The sequence below is a fragment of the Deinococcus cellulosilyticus NBRC 106333 = KACC 11606 genome, assembly GCF_007990775.1.
Lineage (GTDB): Bacteria > Deinococcota > Deinococci > Deinococcales > Deinococcaceae > Deinococcus_C > Deinococcus_C cellulosilyticus.
Map to the genome: position 1 here is coordinate 263,873 of NZ_BJXB01000001.1, position 20,838 is coordinate 284,710.

Sequence of the window (20,838 nt, forward strand, 5' to 3'; positions counted from 1 at the left end):
GAGGTCAAGAGACAAAATCAGTAGGCGTTGTAGAACACAGTGTCCGTGACCCAGTCTTCATCCCACACGTCACCCAGCACAATGGACATCTTGTCCACAAACTCATTCTCAGAATCCGCAAAAGCGGTGCGGTACGTGTTGCCAAAACGGAAATCCGCCACCCGATCAAAATCCAGAGGGGTCTTGCTGGCCAGCAAAATCACCTGATTCAGGCCTCTGGGAGGGGCCACTTCAAACTCAAAACCATCGTTCTGGTCAGGGAAAGACACCTGGTACCCACCGCGAACAAATTGCTCTCCGGCAGAAAAACGGTTGGGCAGGATCAGGTCCACGCGCCCGTAGGAATCCACATTGAACAGGTACACATAGGCGTCATCGTTCAACTGGGCAAAGAAACGGATGGTTTCACCCGTGGCGTATTCGGGCATGCTGCCATCACGGTCCAGCCAGAGCTGTGCCTGCAGGTTCGTCTGGTATGGGTTGACAATCACACCCTGAGAGTTGACCATCGGGGCTGCATTTGCAGTCAGTGCACCGGATGCGGTCAGCAGGGAAAAGAGAAGAAGCATCTTTTTCATGGGTTTACGGTAAACCCTGAGGCTTGCCTGAAGATGATACCAGCGGGGAATTTTCTTAACAAAGGGTTTCAGAACCCTTTATGAACGCAAAATTGTAGGGGCGGGCCGACGGCTCGCCCCCATTGGCAGGAAGCGTGATCTCAGAACGGACTGTCTGGATAGTAGTAATTTTTTGCGTTCTGTTTGGTGACCAGCACCGATGGAATGATGGTGGTTTTGGGCATCTTGCTGCCCGTGACCACACTCTTGACGGTCAGTTTCATGGCATCGGCAATCATCGAGGGGGCGTAGGTGACATCTGCGGTGATCAGTTTGTCCCCATCCATCACCTTCTTGATGAATTCCTTCATGCCTGCCCCACCCAGCACGAACTTGATGTCGGTGCGTTTGGCCTGGTCCATGGCCTTGAGGACCCCCACTGCGATGTCATCGTCCTGTGCCCACACTGCATCAATTTTCGGGAAGCGGGTCAGGAAGTCCTGCATGACTTTAAAGCCGTCGTCTCTGTTCCAGTTGGCGAATTTCTTGTCCAGGATCTTGATGTTGGGGTATTTGGACTTCAGGACTGCTTCGAATGCATCCACACGCTGGTTGTCGATCACGGTGGGAATGCCGCGCAGGACCACAATGTTCCCTTTCCCACCGAGTTGTTTCCCGAGGTACTCTGCACTGACTTTGCCCATGCCAGGGTTGTCTCCGGCCACGTAGGCGTCCTGTGCAGATTCATCGGTGAGGCCACGGTCCACCACCGTCACAAAAACCCCCTTGTCATGCAGGTTCTTGATGGGTCTTGTCAGGGGGCCAGACTCGTAGGGGAGCACCACCAGGGTGTCGATCTTGTTGACGGTCAGGAGGTCCTGAAGCTGGTTGGCCTGATCATTGGCATCTTTGGCGGTTTTCACAATGATCTTGATGCCAGGGTACTGTTTCTCCAGTTCGGTTTTGGTGCGATTCGCCCAGTACACCACGCCCCCAGTCCACCCGTGGTCCGCTGCGGGGATGGAAACACCAATCACGGCGTTCTTGTTCTGGGCGAAGGCTGCTGAGGCCATGAGAAGTCCTACGGTCAACAGTGCTTTTTTCATGCTTTCTCCTCCATGTGGAAAGGGTGGCAGGTCATTTGCGGTTGCGCTGCAAGAAGGCCACGATGATGATCACGACCCCCTGAACAGCAGGGTTGAGATATTCGGAAATCAGGCTGGTGATGTTCAGGACGTTGCCAATGGTGGTGAGCAGGATCGCTCCGATCACCGTGCCAAAGATCTTGCCATTGCCGCCCTTCAGGGAAGTTCCCCCGATGATCACGGCAGCGATGGCTTCCAGTTCAAACCCCAGTCCGGTGCTGTTGCTGGCACTGCCCAGCCTGGGCACATACAGAATGGTTGCGATGGTGACACAGAGCGCCTGAAACACGTACACCCAGGTTTTCACCATGTCCACCCGGATCGTGGCATACCGGGCCACCTGTTCGTTGCTCCCAATGGCCTGCACGTACCGTCCAAATGCGGTGCGGTTGAGGATCAGTCCTGCAATCAGGGCCACCCCCAGAAAAACCAGGATGGGCACAGGGATGCCCAGTGGAGCTGCATAATAGACCGGGCTGTACAGGTCTGCGAGTTTGGAGTCCTGAAAGGTGAGGGTTCCCCCCTGGGCCAGTTCGGTCAGAACGGCACGGAAGATGGCTGCCGTACCAAGGGTGACGATGAAGGCCTCAATCCTTCCTTTGGTGATCAGTAAGCCATGCAGGAGCCCCACCACAAATCCCAGAACCACCGTGGCCGCCAGTCCGATCAAGAGGGTCGGGACACTCGCCCCAAAGGTCGTGACCAGAAAATTCAGGGTCAGGATCATCACACCAGATTGCAGGGCCAGCAGGGACCCCACCGACAGGTCAATCCCACCGGAGATGATCACAAAAGTCGCTCCAATGGCGATGATGCCCACCAGGGAGGTGCGGGTCAGCACATTGCTGATGTTGCCCCAGGTTGCGAAATCCGGGTTCAAGGCAGCCCCCAGAATGCCCAGCAGGATCAGGCCCAGCAAGGGCCCGTAACTCAGGACATCAAACCGGAACCTCGGGGCCACCACGGGTTTGTTGACCTCAGGCTGTGACATGCACATCCCCCCTCTTGACGCCAGTGGCATGCTGGATGACTTCAGACTCGGTGAGGTCCTCGCCAGACAGCACCCCCATCACCTCTCCCTGCCGCATCACCACGATGCGGTGACACAGACCCAGCAATTCAGGGAGTTCACTGGAAATCACGATCACACTGCGACCTGCACGGGCGAGTTTTGCCATCAGAAAATAGATCTCCCTTTTGGCCCCGATGTCCACCCCACGGGTGGGCTCGTCCAGAATGATCACCTCGGGGTTGAGTTGCATGATCTTGGCGAGGGCGAGTTTCTGCTGGTTTCCCCCGGACAGGGACCTTGCAGGAATGTCTGCCCGGTCGGCCCGGATGTTGTATTCCATGCGGGCGTTGTCCAGCGCACGCCGTTCTGCCTGAAAGTCCAGCAGGGGCTTTGCGTACAGTTTGAGCACACTGAGGGTCAGGTTGGGCCTTAAAAAAGTGTCCATCAGCAGCCCTTTGCCTTTGCGGTCCTCACTCAGGTACACCAGTCCTGCTCTGGATGCGTCTCTGGGATTGCGAATTTTCAGCTCCTTTCCCCGGTAGATGATCTTGCCTCCGTTGCTGGGCCTGAGGCCCAGCAACCCCTCAAAGAGCTCTGTTCGACCTGCCCCAACCAGCCCGGCAAATCCCAGAATCTCCCCTTCATGAAGGTCAAAACTGACATCTGTAGCCCATCTGGGAACAGTGACGTGCTGCACCTCCAGCACCCTCTTGGTGCTGGGCTCCCCGGGTTTGTCTGGAAACATGTCCTGCAGGTCCCGGCCCACCAGCAGGTTGGCCATTTCCAGCTGGCTCAGGGATGCGGTTTCACGGGTGGTCACAAAACGACCATCCCTGAGGACCGTCACCCGTTCTGTGATCTGTTTGACCTCCTCCAGCTTGTGGGAAATGTAAAGCAGGGTCACTCCACGGGATTTCAGGTCCCGCATGATCGAGAAGAGAATTTCGGTTTCCGAGGGGGTCAGTGTGGCGGTGGGCTCATCCAGAATCAGCACCCTGGCCTGCCTGCCCAGTGCCCTGGCGATCTCCACGAGTTGCTTGTGAGGAATGATCAGGTCCCGCACGCGGGTTCTGGGGTCCAGGTTCAGTCCCACCTGTTCCAGCAGGTGTCTCGCCTCGGCGTGCATGGTGGTGTCATCGAGCAGCATGCCTCTTTTCCGTTCCCGACCCAGAAAGATGTTGTCGGTGATCGTCAGGTCTTCCACCAGATTGAACTCCTGGTGAATCAGGACGATGCCTGCCTGTTCGGCTTCCCGGTTGCTGCGGAAATGCAGGGCCTGACCATCGAGAAGAAGTTGACCTGAAGTTGCCGGGGTGTACCCTGAAAGGATTTTCATCAGGGTGCTCTTCCCTGCCCCGTTCTCACCGATGATGGCGTGGGCCTCCCCCTGTTCCACAGAGAAAGCCACATCGTGCAACACCGGAACCGGACCGTAGGATTTGGAGATGTTCTGAAATTCCAGAAACGACAAGTGAAGCCTCCTGTTTCTGAACGTGAAGTTGCAAGGTGATGCTCTGACTTTAGGCAAACGCAATCAAAAAAGCTTGCACAATACGCAAGTGGTAAATTTTACACATCCAGCACGATTGATTCTTAAGACGAATCCCTTGTGAAAATCCCAATGATCCGTTACTGTACAGATACCCCCGCCCATGACCCCGTACCGCACCGCCACCACCAGGGATGACGAGCGCACGTATTGCCAGCACACGTGTGAGCCCCTCCGTGCGGCCTCAAGGGCAGGGACCCTGGACCTGGTGGCCTGGGGACATGACCTCTATCCGGGGCGGTCTTTTGAAAAACACATGGTTCCAGAAGTGCGCTCGGTGGGCATGTGGAATGCCCCCAGAAAACAGCAGTGGGGCCTGGACTGGCACCACAACACCGGACTGGAATTCGGTTATGTGGAGCGCGGCAAGCTGGGCTTTGCACTGGAAGAGGACAGCTGGCTTCTTCATCCAGGCACCCTGACCCTCACCCGACCCTGGCAGAAGCACCGCCTGGGAAACCCACATGTGGAGGCCTGCACCTACCACTGGCTCCTGCTGGACGTGGGACCTGTCGAAGAAGATTCGTGGAAGTGGCCTGATTGGCTGGTCTGCTCAGCACAAGACCTGAAACACCTCAGGGACCTGCTGGACAGACAGAGTGCTCCTGTGTGGCACGGCAATGCAGAAACGGCCCGTTGTTTCGGACGCATCCGCAGTGCCCTGCTGCTGCCGGAACCAGAACAGGTTGCCGCAAGGCTCAAACTGCATGTGAATGAACTGGTGCTTGCCACCCTTGAACTGCTGTCCCAGCAGGAACACACCAGTCAGGCCCTTCCGGGTGCCTACCGCACAGTGCAGCTCTTTCTGGGCAACCTGATCCACCATCTGGACCAGCCCTGGACGCTGAACAGCATGGCGGAACACTGCCATCTGGGGCGCAGCCAGTTCTCCCATTACTGCCTGAGCATCACCAACATGACCCCCATCGATTACCTGAACCACCAGAGGCTCAACCTCGCCAGACAGTTGCTGGACAGCCAGCCTGAACTGAGCATCACCGAGATCAGCAACAGGTGCGGTTTCAATTCCAGCCAGTACTTTGCGAACAGTTTCAAAGCCAGAGAGGGTTGCACGCCAAGCGAGTACCGGAAAAGGCGGTTTGGTGGTTTGCCTCCCCAGATCTCCATTTCATAGTACGATCACACCCGGTAACCCCGATGCAGCCTTGAGGTGGATTCCCGCACCACCAGTGAAAGTTCAAATTCTGGCATCTCTGCAAGTTCCTCCTGAATCACCTGAAGGACGTGTTTCGCCAGGGCCTGCCCGATGTCGTAAGTGGGCTGGTGCACCGTGGTGAGCGGCGGGGACATGAAGGCCGTTCCAGGCAGGTCATCGTAACCCACCAGTGAAACATCGTCAGGGATGCGCAAACCCTTGCGGTAAAGGGCCAGCCTCGCACCTGCGGCCATCTGGTCGTTGGCAGCAAAAATGGCCGTGAAGGAACTCAGGCTCTCAATCAGTTTCAAAGTGGACAGGTAAGCGGTGCGCTCCAGAAAATCCCCCTGCAGCACCAGTTGAGGCTGAAATGGAATTCCACTGTCTTCCAGAGCGGTCTGGTATCCCCGCAACCGCTCCAGGGCATCCAGATGGTTCTCAGGCCCGGTGATGTGCACGATGTCTCGGTGTCCCAGTTCAATCAGGTGACGGGTGGCAAGATACCCCCCTTTGAACTGGTCCAGGGCCAGACAGCGGTCTTCCAGGCCTTTCACGATCCGTCCAAAGATGAACAGGGGCACCCGTTCTGCGATCTCCAGCAGTTTGGAATCCTCCAGGGTGCTTCCCAGCAGGATCAGGGCATCCACCTTGCGGTAGATCAGGGTCTCAATGGCCCGCAGTTCGTAAGGACTGGACCAGTGGCCGCTGTTGAGGATGGGCTGGTAATCGGTGTCCAGCAGGTGATGCTCAATCCCGCGAATCACATCTGCAAAGTAAGGGCTGACAATGTCCTCGGCGATCACCCCGATGCTCATGCTTCTTCCGCTGATCAGGGTGCGGGCCAGGTAGTTGGGCTGAAACCCCAGCTGTTTCAGGGCGGCCTCGACAGCTTCCCGTTTGTCCTCTGCGACAAAAGCCGTTCCGTTGATGATGCGGGACACCGTGCTGATGGACACCCCAGCGGCTCTGGCGACTTCATTGATGGTGACGTTGCGTTTCTTCATGGGGAGGTCCCTGTCTTGACAGTATATAGGGAGAAAATCACTGCAGGGGTGAGCCATTGGCCCACCCCCACAATCTGTGCAGGCTTACGAATCACTGGACTTTATTCGACCAGCATCACATCATCGACCTGCACATTGCCGCTTGAGGGCACCGTGTCTGCAACCACGTTGATGGTGACGAGGTTTTGCAGCACTTCGGTGGTGGTCTTTTTGGGAGAGGCCCAGTCGGGTTGCGCGAAACTGCTGACAGGCACGTTGATGGTTTTGGCTTCAGGTCCCACATCCACGTACACCTGAGGGTATCCACCATCGGGAATGCCCAGGGATTTGGCTCCGATGAATTCCAGACGCAGTTTGCTGGTTCCGGTGGCTTTGACGGTGAGCCTGAGGGATTTGTAGGCGCTGTAATCCACAGAGACAGGTTGCCCTTCTGCGGTTCTGGGTTTCACTTCGAGGCTCATCAGCACCCCTGCGAAGTCATTGGGGGCTTTGATGTTGAAGTCGAATCCTGCCCGCTGGGTCAGGCCACTTCCAGCCGGGTAGACCACGGCTGCGGGTTCATTGCCCTGATCCTGGTTGCTGAAGGTGCTGGGGTTCTCGGGTTTTTGCTGGAAGCCCGAGAGGAACACCTTGCCCCCCTCTGCAGTGGTGAGCCTGCCTTCTGACAGGGTTTCAAAGCTGGCAATGGTTTTGGTTTTTCCGGTGGGTGGTGGTGGAGCGGTGAAGGTGGAGGGAACCTTCAGAAGGGCTGCACCGTTGCCCCGCACGTCTTTGCTGCGAAGGCCCAGCACCATGCGTTCCTTGCTGATCTGGGAGGAATCGATGCGCCAGTCTTCTTCCTTCTGGATGTCGAACCACACGATGGCCTTGATCTGGGGGAAGAGTTTGGGCAGGTCTGCAAACATGTTCAGAATCCACTGGCCCTTGTCTCCACCCACTTCTGAGGAGGCGAATTCTCCGATGATGATGGGTTTGGAGGGGGCAATTTTCAGGGCACGGTCGTACCCGCTCTTGAACACATCCCTGAAGGAGGCCCAGCTTCCCCAGGAGGGGTTGGTTCCCCAGTTGTAGCCATCAATGCTCACCCAGTCCACGTAGGCATCACCAGGATAGGCTTTTGCCACATCGTTCCAGGCTTCTCCGGGCACATCGGCGTTGTTGAAGCACCAGATCCACTGGACCTTGGTGGCCCCTTCTGCCTTGAAGATGTCATGCACGTGCTGGTAGGCCTTCACGTAGGTTTCGGGGTTCTGGCCGTTGGTGGACACCGCCCAGGGGTACCAGTTGCCGTTGAATTCGTGTCCCCAGCGCAGCATGAAGGGAACATTGACCGCTTTGGCCTCTTTGGCCCAGCTGCGGATGTAGGCGTCCCATTTGCCGTCCAGAATGTCTTTCAGCTTGATCTGTTTGGGGTCATCAACACCGACACTCCAGTCCCAGGGTTCCCAGGTGATGTTGGGCACCACCCCTTGCTGGCTGAGGGCCAGAACTTCTGCTTTGGGGAACGCAGTGTTTCCTTTCCAGGAGCTGTACCACATCACGGTGGCGGGCTTGAACCTGAGGTCTTTTGAAACCTCATCTGGCGTGTTGGCGTGGTTTGGGCGCTCACGGAAGATCCCGAAGAAGACACCATTGGTGCTGTCTGCATTGGTGTCTTTGAGGATGGGCAGACCTGCAATTCCAGACTCAGGTCCAGTGGGGGGTTGTGGCAGCGTCTGGGAGGCACAACTGGTCAGGAGGGCGGTGAGGAGCAGAAAGCGGGGCAGGGTTTTCCGGGGGCTGGGGATCACAGGGCACCTCTCTGGTGATGAAATTCCTCTGAAAAGCTTTTCTTGAAAGAGAAGGCATGTTCGATTCATCCCAGAAAACGAGTCTGGAATCCATCAAAAATACTCACCCTCCCTGGACTGGCCTCAGAGTGAACTTCAGTTGGTTTTGCTGAATTCAGCCTAGCATCTGAAAACCTTTTCTTCAAGGGGGTCTGTGACCTGCGCACTTCCAGATCACCGTCTGCGTTGATTTATCTGGCGGTTTCTTTCAAATGCCCTTCAGCTCCATACTGTGCAGTCCACTGAATTTTCGTCTACCGCACCTTGCCGAAGCCTGCTCAGGATATCCCTGCAAAATTTTCCTCCACCTCTCCCTCTTGCGGAAAGGCTTTTCATGAAGTATGGTGAATCCACAGCCAAAATTCACCTCCAACATTGTGCAGGTCCGCTCTGTCGTGACCCATGGCTTCATGACCCATTCTGCATTCCGCCCTGTCTGGGCCTTGAAGAGAGGCCCGGCCCCCTTCTGCTGCTTCAAGGAGACAACCATGAAAAAAGCCATTCTGCTGACCTCTGCCCTGCTGTTTGTTGCCTGCAATCAGGCCCCTGCTCCCGAGACCTTCCAGAAACAGGCCGACAGTGGCACGCCCGCCGCTGGCACCAGCTGGAACGGAAGCAGTTTCAATGATGACTTCACCCATTGGGGCTTCAACGATTCGCTGTGGGAACGCATCAACAACAACAACGGTAGTCCTTTTGGGTGCACCTTCAACCCCAACAACGCCTACCCGGACGCCTGGGCACAGGCCAGTGGCAAGCTGAACATGCAGATCAACACCAGTGGCACCCGCTGTGCAGAAATGAAAACCAGACAGCGGCTGGCTGCACCCCGCTCCACCATTGGGGGCAGCTTCAATCTGGACAATGTGCCCGGAACCCTGGCATCGATTTTCACCTTCAAACGCTGGGACACCGGAGGCGGAGCCTGGCAGGAAATTGACATTGAGTACATTCCATCCTGGCCCGGAGCAGGCAACCAGCCCAGACTTCACGTTGCAGTCATCTACCAGGCTTCTCCCACCTCAGACAAGTACATCTACGAGGGGTTCATCAATGTGGGCACGGGCATCGTGAGCTCCAACAACTTCACCACCAGCCTCTTCAACTGGGACACCAATTCGGTGCAGTGGAAGTACGGCAACAACGTGATTTTCACCATGTACAGGGGCACCCCTTCGGCAGAATCTTTCAGCTACCAGGAAGGCAGCTACCGGGTGCACGTCTACCGCAACAACACCTACGGGGGCAGCCTGAACGTCAACTCCGCCCACTTCCCGGGCGACCCGACCTACATCTACATGAATTACTGGCGTGGAGACAACTCTTCGGGCATTTCCCAGTTCATGGGCACCTATCCTGGCAACAACCCCACCGCCACCGCACGGTACACCAACCTGTTCTACACCCGCTGGTGAACTTTCAGCCCCCTGAAGCAGAGGCATAAATCAAATGCCTCTGCTTCAGGGGCCAAATCAAAGAAGCCCCTGTAAAAATTCCCTCACCACCCCATTGAAGCCTTCCGGGTCTTCCTGATACACCCCGTGACCGCACTCTGGAAATTCCACCAGTGTGGTGAACGGACGTTTCCGGGCCATCTCGCGGGCCTGGTCGGTGCTGAGCACCCAGCTTTTGTGCCCCTGAATGAGCAGGGTGGGGCAGGAGGTGGCCAGCCAGTCGGACCACCAGTTTCCCAGAACGTGCTGCTGGGAACGGCTCAGGTGGTCGGCCTTGAAACGGAAGCCCCATCCAGATTCATCTTCCATCACGCTTTCACCAAAGTATTTCTCTGAGGTTTTCTGTTCCCTGAGAAAAGCCCTCAGGGCTTCCAGTGTCGGAAAACGCCGGGGCCAGTCCAGAGCGTGGTCGGTGGGAACATCAATCTCTGCGCCCACATCCACAATGACCAGGGCCTGCACACGTTCAGGATGCCTTGCTGCGTACTGGTAGGCATTGACGCCCCCAAGAGAATGCCCCAGCAACACCACCTGGTCCAGTCCCAGATGCAAGATGAACTGATGCAGGTCGTTCAGATAATCTGCGCGGGTGTAGCTTTCTGCATGATCGCTGTATCCGTGGCCCCTCTGGTCCAGACAGATCACCCGCCACTGGTCCTGCAGGGCCTGTTGTAATGGATGAAAGGTGCTGCCCCGCCCAAAATGACCATGCAAACTGATCAGGACAGGGAGGTCGGTTGCAGTGTCGGTGTAGCTCAGCCGCAGGTTTTCACTGTAGAAGAATTTCTTGTGCATATGTTCTGTTCATACCAGAAAACCCCGGGGGCATTCCATAAGCATATTCACCTGTCACGACAGGCCCTGTATTCTGATGGAATGAGCCATGACACGCTGCAAAGGCTGGACCACCTGTTGAAGGCAGCCCGCATTCGAGAAGAACAGAAGCGCCAGGAGGAACTGCTGGCCCAGCAGGCCTTGCTGCGCAGGAATGAAGAGATGTTGACGTTTTTCCGGTCTGAGCTTCTCCCCTTTGCAGAAGAAATCGTGAGCAGGTTGCGTGCTGCAGAGATCCCCTCCCTCCTGTACTTCAACACCAGAGAGCCAAAATACAGCATCAAACTTGAAATTCATCCGATCAAGCAGGGCACCAAATGTTCCGGCTTCATGGAGTTTTCCTACAGCATTCAGAGGGACACCTTGCAGGGCTATTTCGATCACAAGGGTGGGGCCGCCAGAAGTGTGCAGGTCGATGGTGCCAGGGATTTAAAAGAGCAGTTCGGCAACATTGTGCTGCTTTTCCTTGAGGAAGCTTTGAATTCCTGAATCATCAGCAGGAGGATGGAACTGTGACTGCTCTACCGTCTTACTGGCTCAGCCTTCCCTCTCCTGATTGGGATGAGGGCACCTTGCAGGTCTTCGGACAGCTGTACCAGCAGCATGTTGCGTCAGGACAGGGAGGCTGGATGCCCGGTGATGTCCCTGTTCCCCTGTGGTCTTTTCTGCGCTGGATGGAGCAGCATCCTGTGGTCTTTCATGGCTCCGGGAATCCAGACATTGAGGTGTTCGAACCAAGGACACCTCTGGACTTCTCTGCAGATGCCTTCAGCAAACAGCATGCGGTCTTTGCCAGTGGAGACGGAATCTGGGCCATGTTCTACGCCATTCTGAATCGCCCTGTTCGATTTCTGAATGGTGCTTTGCAGGTCAGACAGCAAGCAGGGTGGAGCCCCATGCACTACTTTTTCTCGGTGAATGGGGCAGCAGACCGCACACAACTCTGGAGGGAGGGCACCCTCTATGTCCTGCCAAAATCAGCATTTCAACCCCAACCCCCTTACCTGATGCAGGACAGGGAAATCCTGGAACCGCAGTGGATCTGCCCACACCCCGTCCGGCCCCTGGCGAAAATCCAGGTGAGCCCTCAGGTTTTTCCTCTGTTGTCGCAGGTTCGTTTCCATGACCAGCAGCATGTGGATTTCTGGGCAGCACAGGACCCAGAAGGATTTCCCTGGCTGAATGCAGATGGAACCCCCAGAAGCCTTTGAGCATGTCCTCTGGGGGCAAAGTTTACTGCTTGCGGTTCTCTGTCAAAACTTCAACAGAGGCAGGCTCACGGTACTCCTGATCCAGGGCACTTTCGAAAGCTTCCAGAATTGTCTCAAAACGGCCCACATGCAGGGGTTTTTCAATGCCATCTCGTTGGGGCAGCACCAGGTCCACACTCCAGCTTGCCGAGGTCAGACCCACATCAATGGGGGTGAACCGGAACTCACCCGGGCCAAAGTCCAGAGGAGCCATGATGGCATCTCTGGGGTCCCCAACAATGTTCAGGGAGCGGCGCTCCTGCAAACCTTTCAGGGTGGTTTCCACACACTCCCGGGTGAACTGGTCGTTCAGGTAGATGCCTTCTGTGTCGGTGACCGCCACATCAAAATTGCGGTCTGGTTTGACGATGATGCTCAGGTGCGCCATGGTGGTGCCTCAGGTGCTCTGCTGGAGTGAAGAGCGGTACTTCTGTTTGGCCTGGGGATCAATCACCAGATCGGTGCTGTCCACCATCTCCACTTCCGGGGTTTCCCGGGCAATTTTGATGGCAAGGTTGTATTCGTGCTGGCTGTCCACGGCCCCCTTCAGGACCACTCCATGGCCGGACTGCAAGACTGCAATGGGATCATCTTTGAGTTCTCCGTTGGCTTCCAGCCTTCTGAGCACTTCTCTTGCAATGCTGCTTCTTCTGCGCAGTTCCTGAATTTCTGCCTGGGTGTACTGGGGGCTGGACTGGGAGGCCGTCTGTCTGGCAGCAGATTGCACCTTCAGGTCCGAGGTCTTGACGCTTCTGACCCCTTTGATGCTTTCAGCAATGGTCTCCAGCAGGGATTTGTGGTCCTCCGTGGGAACGTCCCCCTTGAGAACCACCTCTCCATTTCTTTCTTCCACCTGCACAGGCAGGTCGCGAGACACTTTATTCTGTCCAAGCACATCTTTGATCTGTTCAACAATGCCTTTTCCAAAGGGCCACATGGTGTGCCTCCTCCAATTGAATGTCTGTTTCAGCGTAGACACTTTGCAGGCCAGAGACTGCCTGAATCCTCACAGAGGCCAGCGAGGTGAAGAATGGACCAACAAAACCTTTTGCTGCGCCGGCGCAGCAAAGTGATTTCCGTTTTGCAGAACGATCAGAAGGCCATATTTTTGTACTCAGCCCAGCTAAAGTTGGTTTTGTACATTTCTGGACCAGCACAGGGCCAATTCGGTGTATAACTGACAGCATATGGCCAACAAACGGATCGTGCCCATCTCCAATTTCAGGCAGGGTCTCAAAAGGCACTTCGATGAGCTGAAACGTGGACAGAGCGTGCATGTGTCCAGCCATCACAAAACCATCGGTGTGCTGTTGCACCCGAGCGATTACTGGGAACTTGCAAATGGAGGCAAGAGAATGAGTGAAATCATCACGCTGTACAACCACACCGGGGGGTCCGCCAAGACCACCCTCACCCGCGAACTTGCCTTCGGGCTTGCACAGAAAGGGTACCGGGTGCTCGCCGTGGACCTCGACTCGCAGGCCAACCTGACCGAATTTCTGGGTTACCTGATCGATGTGGACATCCGGCCAGAGCACACCGCCCTCAGTGCCATTCTGGAAAACCAGCCCCTGAATCCGATTGAAACCCGTTTTGGCTTTGACCTGGTCCCTGGCCACGAAGACCTCAGACGGGTGCGGCGTGCCGACATTGCCGAACTCCTGAACCTGCGCAAGCACCTGAAGAAAATCGCTGCAGAACGGGGCTACCAGTACATCCTGATCGATGCGAGCCCTGCCGGAGAAACCCTCAGCAGCATTGCCTCTGCAAGTGCCAACAAACTGATCTGCCCGATTCCCAGCACCATCAAGGGCCTCAGAAGCATCCGTTCCACCATCAGTGTGGTGCAGGAGTCCGCCTCCATCAACCCGGATCTGGAGATCCTGATGTACGTGCTGACCCGGGCAGGCAGGACCTCTGGCGTGCGGTACGCCAACGAGCAGATCACCGAGCAACTCGATCAACTGGGTGTTCCCTACTTCAATGGTCTGACCGAACGCAGCACCCCCTTCGAGTTTGCCGCTGCTGAGTGCCGCCCGGTGCTCTCCCTGGAGTACAGCAACCGCAACATGAGCGGCATCGAGACCACCAAAGAAGAACTGAACCAGATTGTGGCCCTGCTCGAATCACTGACCCAGGCTCCGGTGAAATCATGAAGCCGAGGGTTCCCGACACCATCAAGGAAAAACAGCAGGTGCAGATGGGCACCTTGAAACTGGGCAACCAGATCAGCCTGAATGCCATTTTGCCCAGCACCGAGAACCCACGCCGTCACTTCGATGCAGCGGAACTCGAAGCCCTCAGCGAGTCCATCCGGCAGTACGGGGTGATCTCTCCCATCACCCTGCGCAACCATCCTGAGAAGCCCGGTTATTATCGCATCATTGCAGGAGAGCGCCGCTTCCAGGCCGCGAAGGCAGCTGGCCTCAGTGAAATTCCTGCTTACATCAGGAACAACAATGACGCCCATGAAGACCTGGAACGGGCCTTCATCGAAAACGCCCACCGGGAAGACCTCAACGCCTACGAGCAACTGGTCTCCACCTTGCAGATTCTGGAGCGCAGGCTCAGCCGTCCGCAAACGGAAATCATCAAGAGCCTGCAGGAAGCCTACCGCAATGCAGAATCCCAGCCAGAACTGATTGAGGAATACCAGAAACTCACCAGGGTGGTGAAAATCCCAGAGCTCGGCACTTTTGTCACCAAACGCCTTCCCATCCTGAATTACCACCCCAAAGTGCTGTCCCTCTTGCAACAGGGCGAACTGGGCATGAGTTCTGCCGTGGAACTGAACCGCCTGAAAAACCTCCCTGAAGATGAATTCGATGGCTGGTTGAAAAAAGCCCTCAGCGTGAGCTCCAAAGACCTGCGCCAGAAGGTCAACCAGTTCCTGGCCCCACCCAGAAAATCCCGCTCTGTTTCAGAAGTGGTGAAAAAGAACCTGGGGACCACCGTGAAAAAGATGTCTGCAGAGGACCAGCAGCGCCTGAAGACCTTGCTTCAGGAACTCGAAACGCTGACGGCCCGCTACCAGTAAACCCCAACAAAAAAGCCTCTTGCTGCGCCGGCGCAGCAAGAGGCTTTTTGTTTTACAGGACACTGTATTTTTGATTCCGAAAGCAGCGCAAAGTTCCTGGTGTTCCCGATGGATTTGTTCAACACCTCAAGCCTGATGGGACAGCAAGAACAGCCGATACACCCTTGAAGATCGTGTCTGACCCGGATGCTTTGCAAGCAGCAAAGAGAAGGCAGCTCTGACCAGCCCATGCTCCGCAGGAACCCCTGCAGCAAAATAAGCTTCACAAAGCCAGATCAGGTCCTCTTCCTCAAATGAGGACAACTGGTTTTCCATGTGGGCACTGATTTGTTCAAAAAGGACAAAATTCCCCAGACGATGCTGGAGGGAAGCCACAAGCCAGAAGGTCTGCCAGAAGCCCAGATTCAGACCTGCTGCCTGCAAATCCTGAAGCACTTCAGGATGCACTTCTCTTTGCTGCAACGACAGATGGAAGGCACTGTTGGCTTTCAGATAAAGGGTCGAGTGTTCAGAAGGAGCAAGCCAGGGTGGAAGGTGCCCCAGCAACTCACAGGCCTCAGGCGTCCCGGTCCAGTTGCGTTGCAGAAAATCTGCGGCTGCTCTGGCCTGTGGAAAGTGCAGGAGGCCCAGCATCTGCAGATTGGCAAGACGATCACAGGTGGGATCGATGGCAGGCTGTCCAGAAGTCCAGAACCCCTCAAAACCTCCTGTAGCGTGCTGCCCTTGAATCAATTCCTTTACCACATGGGCATCTGGTGCTCTCCCCTGCTGAACGAAAGCAATCTGGGCTTTTTCAATGGCTGTGGCTTCAGAGTCATTCCAATACAATTTCTGTTTCATGATCTCTAGCATAGCCTGTGCCCATCGGTTAGGATCGTTCAATGGAACGCCTTGCTGCCCAGATCCATTTTCTGCTGGTCTGTGATCAACTGAAGACCGTCATCCGCACCACCACCCTCCATGATGGCAGCAGATACGAGAACAGTGCAGAACACTCCTGGCACCTTGCACTGATGGCCGTCACCCTGTCCGAACATGCGCCCAAAGGCACCGACATACAGAAGGTTGTCCGTCTGCTCCTCGTACACGATCTGGTGGAAATCCATGCCGGGGACACCTTCTTCGCTGTTTCCGCAGCAGGTTTGCAGGAACAGTCAGAAAAAGAAGCACAGGCGGCCTCTGCCCTCTTCGGTCTGCTGCCTGCGGACCAGCAACAGGAGTTCCAGACCCTCTGGGAGGAATTTGAGGCACAGGAAACCCGGGAAGCCCATTTTGCAAAGGCACTGGATGCCTTGCAACCCATGCTGCTGACCTGGGGCGGGAATGGGCTGGGATGCACCGAGAGACATCCCGACCTCACCCGTGAAAAATTGCTGGACCTCAAGCAGAAGCCCCTGCAACGGTTCCCCTCGCTGTGGGCCTACGCCCGACAACTTCTGGATCAGGCTGCAAGTCGAGGAACAATTCCTTCCGCAACAGTTCCTGATTGAACTCAGCCACTCCAGGCTCTGGGATGTCCGTCAGTCAACTGCACCCATTTGAGAAGCCCCTTCTTCCCCTTCAAACGCCAGGGAGCGGTTTCTCCCCTGCTGCTTTGCCTGGTACAGGGCCTGATCTGCCCAGTCCACCACCTGATCCGGGTTCAGATCACTGCAGGGCACCACCGTTGCCACACCGATGCTGACGGTCACATGCGGATGCACCCTGGACCCCTGGTGGGGAATTTCCAGCTGACGCACCGCTGCACACAGGCGTTCTGCCACGATCCGGGCTCCTGCTGCATTGGTGGACGAGAGCACCATCACAAACTCCTCCCCACCATATCGAGCCGTAAAATCGCTGCGGTTTCTGCCTGAGGAGTCGAGTGCCCGGGCAATGCGCTTCAGGCAATCGTCTCCCTGAAGGTGACCGTAAAGGTCGTTGTACTGCTTGAAGAAATCCACATCACACAACAGGATGCTGAGGGGTTGTCTGGCAATCTGGTGGTTGATCCACTCCCGTTGCAGGTAGGTGTCAAATGCGGCCCGGTTGAAAATGCCAGTGAGGGCATCGGTCAGGGCAGATTGCTGGAGCTCCTGGTTGGCAATTCTGAGGGCTTTTTCTGCCCTGAGACGCACTGCGATCTCATTTTCGAGTTCACGGGTGCGCTCCTTCACCTGCTGCTCCAGGGTGTGGGTGTAGGCCTGCTGCACCATTGCAGAGCGCACATGGTGGATGGCACTGCTGAGGGTAAAACGCAGGTGTTCGACATCAAAGTGGTCGTCTTCAGGTTTCTCGAAGATCAAGAGACCATGGTGCAGGTCATTGAGAAAGAGGGGAACCACCAGCAGATGCCCGTGCTGCAGTTCATGCTGCAATCCTGCAGGCAGCAATTGAGACGTGGAGAAAACTTCATTTTCAACAGCACCCAACATGGAGGCGCTGAACAGAGAGGCTTGTGCGCAAATCTGAGAGGTACCCTGCTCAAAGAGCACCAGAGCATATCGTTTCACCCCACGGCCTTCGAGGTATCTGGGGATGTCCGCCCGGAAACTTTCCATCTGGTTGTGTGACGTGAGGGAAAGTTCAGATCGGGTGCTCATCTGGTTGGTGCGGCTCAGACCCAGGTATTGTCCTGCTGCAGGGGTTTGCTGGTGCTCTGCCAGCATATGAAGTCCCAGAAAAGTGAGTTCATAAAGGTGCCCCGGGTCGACTCCAAAGGCCCTTCCCTGCTGCTCCAGGGCAAAAAGAAGGCCTCGCAATGCCTCTGCGGAAAGATCCAGCTTCAGGGTCTTTTGCCAGATCTGCAAGAAAGCCATCCTCTTTAGAGGTTCATGCGCAGCCAGATGGTATGCCTGCACCAGTTGTGCGTGCTCCCTGAGGTCTGGTGCAGTCCAGTGCCTCTGCAACAACGATTCAGGCAAGGCTCCACAGGACTTGCGCACCACCAGATGGGCAGGCAACAGCAACAGTTCAGGCCCCTGCTGTTTCTGGTGCTGTTGCAACAGCAGATCCACAGCCTTCTCCCCTGTTTCAACCACAGGTTGTCGGACGGTGGTCAGGGCCGGAGAGGCTTGCTGTGCAGCTTCAATGTCATCGAACCCCACCACTGCAACCTCTGTGGGCACATCGATGCCCTGTTCACCGAGAGCACGCATGACCCCAAGAGCCATTTCATCGTTGGCACAGACCACCACTTCAAAATCCCTGTCAGTTTGCAGCAAGCGGGTCATTTCCTGGGCGGCTTTTGGTCCAAAGAAGTCTCCACGCAGCACATGTTCTGGCTTCAGGGTCAATCCATGATGGTTGAGGGTTTCTCGAACCACTTTTTCTCTGAGTTCACTTTCCGGGTTTCCTGCCATCCCCTGCACATGCACAAACCTGCGGCAGCCCAGAGTCACAATCAGGTGCTCCATCAATTCACGCATGCCAGCAGCATTGTCCACCAGAACTGCAGGAAGATGCCCCACTGGGCGACTGATCGCCACCCCTGGCACTGCACTGAACTGGGCAGCAAAAGCCTGGATTTCTTTCTCTGAGACACTGTTCCCCAGACTTGCAGCACTGAAAATGACGCCCTGGTAACGTTCGGGAGCAATCAGGCGGTAAACGTCATTGGCTTTCTGGTAGGTGGTGTCCACCGGATGCAGGTCTCTGCCCACAAAAGTCACGGAAGCCAGACCTGCACGGTCCAGACCCAGGTGAATGCCACGAAGCACCTTCACCTGAAAGTCATACAAGTAATCGACCACAAGGGCAACGCTGCGAGAAGAAGAAGAGGACATGGGCACTCCTGTTGAGGCTGGGATGGGTTGCTGGAGAATGACCCATTTTAAAAAGTCAGGTCTTACAGCTTTCTTGATTGAGTCCAAGACAAAACTTCGCCTGCTTTCACCTGAGGGTCAGAAAGAGATGTCATTTGCATTCCATACTTTCTGACCCTCAGGGGTTAGAATCCTGGCGAATTCAAAACCCAAAGGAGTGATCCATGCAATACCGCAATTTAGGACGCACTGGCCTCAAAGTCAGCCCGCTCTGCCTGGGCACCATGAACTTCGGTCCCGAAACCACCGAGGAGGACAGTTACCAGATCATGGACGCCGCTCTGGACCGGGGCATCAACTTCTTTGACACGGCAGATGTGTACGGCTGGAAAACCGGAGAGGGCATCACCGAACACATCATTGGACGCTGGCTGGAAAAAAACCCTGGAAAGCGGGACCAGATTGTGCTGGCCACCAAGGTGTACGGGAAAATGGGGGAGGGTCCAAATGACCAGCGACTGTCGGCCTACCACATCCGCAAAGCCTGCGAGGACAGCCTGCGCCGCCTGAAAACAGACCGCATCGACCTGTACCAGATGCACCACATTGACCGCTCCACCCCCTGGGAGGAAATCTGGCAGGCCATGGAACAACTGGTCCGGGAAGGGAAGGTGCTGTATGTGGGCTCCAGCAATTTTGCAGGATGGAACATTGCCCAGGCCAACTCTCTGGCGGCACAGCGGCATTTCATGGGCCTGGTTTCGGAACAGAGCCTCTACAATCTCAATGCCCGCATGATTGAACTCGAAGTCATCCCCGCCTGTCAGGCTTTTGGTCTGGGCCTGATTCCCTGGAGCCCTCTGGCAGGGGGCTTGCTGGGAGGGGTGCTGCAAAAAGTCAGCGAAGGCAGACGGGCCAGCGAACGCATGCAGCAGGCCATTGAAAAACACCGTCCCCAGCTGGAACAGCACGAGGCTTTCTGCCAGGAACTGGGCCATCATCCTGCAGATGTGGCTCTGGCATGGCTGCTGCACAATCCTGCAGTCACCGCTCCCATCATTGGCCCCAGGACCCTGGAGCAACTGGAAGGCAACCTGAAAGCCCTGGACATCACCCTGGATGAGGCGGCCCTGAAACGCCTGGATGAGATCTGGCCCGGTCCTGGAGGTCAGGCCCCTGAAGCCTACGCCTGGTAAAGCCACATGCTGATTTTCCCTTTAAACCCTTTTGCTGCGCCGGCGCAGCAAAAGGGTTTTTCCTCTCCCAGACAAATTTTTCAGATGTTCCTTTTCTGCCGAATTTCTGGTCAGAAACCCACAGAGCCTGCCCGAATCAGGTCCCTTTCAGCCCCATAAGGGGTCTCCCTGTTGTGCGTTGCTGCCAATCGTAAGACTTGTTCATGTCTGGAAACCGACTCCAGCCTACCCTGAAGGCACTGATCAACACATGTGTGTCAGCACCGACACGTGCCTGAAGCTCTCAGGGACACTCAAAACCTTTTTCTGCAAAGGAGCGAGACCATGACCAATCAGAATGGTGGCAATCAAAACGGCAATCAGGGTGGACAGACCGGAGGCCAGGGCGGCAGCAATGGCAACACCGACACAGGCATTGGTGGTGGACAGCACGGCAGCAATGGAGACCAGGGCAGTGGAACTGGCATCGGTGGAGGCACCGGGGGCCAGTCCGGAGGTCAGCAAGGTGGGAACAGTGGGGGTCAGGGTGGAGGCCAGGGCAACAACAGTGGCAGTGGAAGCCAGGGACCCCAGTAATCAAGCCAGCAAACTCAGGAGGCTGTCTTCAGCCTCCGCTTTCCTGAAAAACATCCTTACTGGATCACACCCAGCTGGCGCATCAGGGTGAGGTCGTCGGTCTGTCTCCAGTGGGCCACAATCTGGCCCTCCCTGATCCATTCGATCTGGAACTGCTGCACACGGACCTGCTGGCCCGTCGGGGCAATGCCAAAAAAATCTCCCAGGTGGGTCCCGGTCATGTGCACCCGCACAGCAACCTTTGTGCCAGTGACCACCAGATCCTGGATTTCATAGTGCAGGTCTGGAAAGGCCTGGCGCATGGCAGCGACAATGGGCCTGAGGCCTGCCGGACCGGGAACGGGATCGGGAATGCTGGAACTGTGGTTCTGGTAGTCCGGAGCCATGATCTCATCAAGCACGTCAAGGTGTCCCTGGTTCCAGACCTCTTCGAAGTAGCGGTGAATCAGGTGCTCTGCCACGGAAGTTGCATCAAGGGTCTTTTGCATGGCCTGTA

At 56.0% G+C, this 20,838-nt stretch carries 21 protein-coding genes; 9 read left to right on the plus strand and 12 right to left on the minus strand.

Annotation, left to right across the window (positions count from 1 at the left end; genetic code table 11):
- Nucleotides 1-17: 17 nt before the first annotated feature.
- The 4 genes from DC3_RS01120 to DC3_RS01135 all read right to left on the minus strand — a co-directional run bounded on the left by DC3_RS01120 (nt 18) and on the right by DC3_RS01135 (nt 4,185).
- On the minus strand, nt 18-578 hold the full coding sequence (locus DC3_RS01120) for a DUF4384 domain-containing protein (RefSeq protein WP_146881740.1): 561 nt from the start codon (nt 576-578) through the stop codon (nt 18-20).
- Nucleotides 579-718: 140 nt separating this feature from the next.
- A complete protein-coding gene (locus DC3_RS01125; RefSeq protein ID WP_146881741.1) occupies nt 719-1,663 on the minus strand; it encodes an ABC transporter substrate-binding protein in 945 nt (314 codons plus the stop codon).
- A gap of 31 nt (nt 1,664-1,694) precedes the next feature.
- Complete coding sequence (locus DC3_RS01130; protein WP_146881742.1) at nt 1,695-2,693, minus strand: ABC transporter permease; 999 nt, start codon at nt 2,691-2,693, stop codon at nt 1,695-1,697.
- Nucleotides 2,680-4,185, minus strand: coding sequence for a sugar ABC transporter ATP-binding protein (locus DC3_RS01135; protein WP_146881743.1), 1,506 nt, complete (start codon nt 4,183-4,185; stop codon nt 2,680-2,682). The genes DC3_RS01130 and DC3_RS01135 overlap by 14 nt, the downstream gene beginning before the upstream one ends.
- Before the next feature lie 181 nt (nt 4,186-4,366).
- Here DC3_RS01135 and DC3_RS01140 point away from each other — a divergent pair, with 181 nt between their 5' ends.
- Nucleotides 4,367-5,398 (plus strand): AraC family transcriptional regulator, encoded by a 1,032-nt coding sequence (locus tag DC3_RS01140; RefSeq protein ID WP_146881744.1) that lies wholly within the window; start codon nt 4,367-4,369, stop codon nt 5,396-5,398.
- Between the two features lie 5 nt (nt 5,399-5,403).
- Here DC3_RS01140 and DC3_RS01145 read toward each other — a convergent pair whose 3' ends face one another.
- Together DC3_RS01145 and DC3_RS01150 are read right to left on the minus strand one after the other, a co-directional pair.
- The gene (locus DC3_RS01145; RefSeq protein ID WP_146881745.1) at nt 5,404-6,423 is read right to left on the minus strand and encodes a LacI family DNA-binding transcriptional regulator; all 1,020 of its coding nucleotides are present in this window, start codon (nt 6,421-6,423) and stop codon (nt 5,404-5,406) included.
- A gap of 101 nt (nt 6,424-6,524) precedes the next feature.
- Nucleotides 6,525-8,213 (minus strand): glycoside hydrolase family 26 protein, encoded by a 1,689-nt coding sequence (locus tag DC3_RS01150; protein ID WP_186815754.1) that lies wholly within the window; start codon nt 8,211-8,213, stop codon nt 6,525-6,527.
- A 527-nt stretch (nt 8,214-8,740) separates the two neighbouring features.
- On the opposite strand from DC3_RS01150, the gene DC3_RS01155 reads away from it, so the two are divergent.
- Nucleotides 8,741-9,667: a LamG domain-containing protein gene (locus DC3_RS01155; protein WP_146881747.1), complete on the plus strand. Its 927-nt coding sequence runs from the start codon at nt 8,741-8,743 to the stop codon at nt 9,665-9,667.
- Nucleotides 9,668-9,724: 57 nt separating this feature from the next.
- Here the strand turns inward: DC3_RS01155 and DC3_RS01160 are convergent, their stop codons facing one another.
- A complete protein-coding gene (locus tag DC3_RS01160; protein WP_146881748.1) occupies nt 9,725-10,501 on the minus strand; it encodes an alpha/beta fold hydrolase in 777 nt (258 codons plus the stop codon).
- 81 nt (nt 10,502-10,582) lie between these two features.
- Between DC3_RS01160 and DC3_RS01165 the strand changes: the two genes are divergently transcribed.
- On the plus strand, nt 10,583-11,029 hold the full coding sequence (locus DC3_RS01165) for a hypothetical protein (RefSeq protein ID WP_146881749.1): 447 nt from the start codon (nt 10,583-10,585) through the stop codon (nt 11,027-11,029).
- A 23-nt stretch (nt 11,030-11,052) separates the two neighbouring features.
- Entirely contained in the window at nt 11,053-11,751 is a 699-nt protein-coding gene (locus tag DC3_RS01170) for a hypothetical protein (RefSeq protein WP_146881750.1), read from the plus strand.
- 22 nt (nt 11,752-11,773) lie between these two features.
- Here DC3_RS01170 and DC3_RS01175 read toward each other — a convergent pair whose 3' ends face one another.
- Both DC3_RS01175 and DC3_RS01180 read right to left on the minus strand, forming a co-directional pair.
- Nucleotides 11,774-12,178 (minus strand): hypothetical protein, encoded by a 405-nt coding sequence (locus tag DC3_RS01175; protein ID WP_146881751.1) that lies wholly within the window; start codon nt 12,176-12,178, stop codon nt 11,774-11,776.
- A gap of 9 nt (nt 12,179-12,187) precedes the next feature.
- On the minus strand, nt 12,188-12,727 hold the full coding sequence (locus tag DC3_RS01180; RefSeq protein WP_146881752.1) for a BON domain-containing protein: 540 nt from the start codon (nt 12,725-12,727) through the stop codon (nt 12,188-12,190).
- A gap of 250 nt (nt 12,728-12,977) precedes the next feature.
- On the opposite strand from DC3_RS01180, the gene DC3_RS01185 reads away from it, so the two are divergent.
- Both DC3_RS01185 and DC3_RS01190 read left to right on the plus strand, forming a co-directional pair.
- Nucleotides 12,978-13,946, plus strand: coding sequence for a ParA family protein (locus DC3_RS01185; protein ID WP_146881753.1), 969 nt, complete (start codon nt 12,978-12,980; stop codon nt 13,944-13,946).
- A complete protein-coding gene (locus tag DC3_RS01190; RefSeq protein ID WP_146881754.1) occupies nt 13,943-14,827 on the plus strand; it encodes a ParB/RepB/Spo0J family partition protein in 885 nt (294 codons plus the stop codon). The genes DC3_RS01185 and DC3_RS01190 overlap by 4 nt, the downstream gene beginning before the upstream one ends.
- Before the next feature lie 126 nt (nt 14,828-14,953).
- On the opposite strand, the gene DC3_RS01195 is transcribed toward DC3_RS01190, so the two are convergent.
- Entirely contained in the window at nt 14,954-15,667 is a 714-nt protein-coding gene (locus tag DC3_RS01195; protein ID WP_146881755.1) for a hypothetical protein, read from the minus strand.
- Between the two features lie 41 nt (nt 15,668-15,708).
- Between DC3_RS01195 and DC3_RS01200 the strand changes: the two genes are divergently transcribed.
- Nucleotides 15,709-16,317 carry an HD domain-containing protein gene (locus DC3_RS01200; RefSeq protein ID WP_146881756.1) on the plus strand — a complete coding sequence of 203 codons (609 nt, stop codon included), beginning with the start codon at nt 15,709-15,711 and terminating at the stop codon, nt 16,315-16,317.
- Between the two features lie 30 nt (nt 16,318-16,347).
- Here DC3_RS01200 and DC3_RS01205 read toward each other — a convergent pair whose 3' ends face one another.
- Complete coding sequence (locus tag DC3_RS01205; protein ID WP_146881757.1) at nt 16,348-18,591, minus strand: diguanylate cyclase domain-containing protein; 2,244 nt, start codon at nt 18,589-18,591, stop codon at nt 16,348-16,350.
- A gap of 203 nt (nt 18,592-18,794) precedes the next feature.
- Between DC3_RS01205 and DC3_RS01210 the strand changes: the two genes are divergently transcribed.
- Both DC3_RS01210 and DC3_RS01215 read left to right on the plus strand, forming a co-directional pair.
- Nucleotides 18,795-19,766: an aldo/keto reductase gene (locus tag DC3_RS01210; RefSeq protein WP_146881758.1), complete on the plus strand. Its 972-nt coding sequence runs from the start codon at nt 18,795-18,797 to the stop codon at nt 19,764-19,766.
- A gap of 324 nt (nt 19,767-20,090) precedes the next feature.
- A complete protein-coding gene (locus DC3_RS01215; protein WP_146881759.1) occupies nt 20,091-20,342 on the plus strand; it encodes a hypothetical protein in 252 nt (83 codons plus the stop codon).
- A 56-nt stretch (nt 20,343-20,398) separates the two neighbouring features.
- On the opposite strand, the gene DC3_RS01220 is transcribed toward DC3_RS01215, so the two are convergent.
- Complete coding sequence (locus tag DC3_RS01220; protein ID WP_146881760.1) at nt 20,399-20,830, minus strand: ester cyclase; 432 nt, start codon at nt 20,828-20,830, stop codon at nt 20,399-20,401.
- Nucleotides 20,831-20,838: the final 8 nt, after the last annotated feature.